This is a genomic window from Paenibacillus sp. P4_A7 (assembly GCF_056402455.1).
On the sequence record NZ_JBFUHJ010000916.1, the window covers coordinates 1 to 616 of the forward strand.

Genomic DNA, 616 nt, shown 5'->3' on the forward strand with positions numbered 1-616 from the left:
ATAAATTCTTATATATTGAAAAAAGAATGTTGCGTCATCCATAATTCCCAGATAAAGGCGAACCTTGGTTTTATCGTATCCCTCAACCTGCCAATCGTCAAGGATATTTCATTGGTTCCATTCTATGTAAACAAAAAAAACGAGTGATGAGAGCTCCATTCCTGTCGAAATGGTTAGCGTTCTCTTTCTCACTCGTTGCTAGGTTTGTGCCTTTTTAATTTAATAATTACGTATCAGTCACTTTTTATCCACTTGCAGCAGTGTTATGCTCTTAACCGAAAATGTATCTCTAATTTTCTCTTCCGAAATGACATTCAATTTAATCAAGCTTGCAATCTTGGATGAATCCGGTTTGGATAACATACGCCATACTTCTAGGTCAGGCAGTGACTCGTAAAGCTTGTTATCATCGTATTCCTTCCGCTCTTGACGGACAATTTTAATCCGATAACTTCCAACCTCAAGATCGGATACGTCCTGTTCTGCACAATGGTTAATGATCTCATTTCTCAATTCTGAAAGCTCTTGTTCGATCTCTTTCTGCTTTTGCTTCATTTTATAAAATCGTTTTACTTTATCGTCCACTTTTTTCACGCTCCTCTTAACATATTTATGC

The 616-nt window shown here is 36.9% G+C and carries 1 protein-coding gene; it reads right to left on the bottom strand.

Features of this window, described 5'->3' with window-relative positions; genetic code table 11:
* Window positions 1-237: 237 nt before the first annotated feature.
* A complete protein-coding gene (locus AC1DWN_RS34915) occupies window positions 238-555 on the bottom strand; it encodes a hypothetical protein (protein WP_477563373.1) in 318 nt (105 codons plus the stop codon).
* Window positions 556-616: the final 61 nt, after the last annotated feature.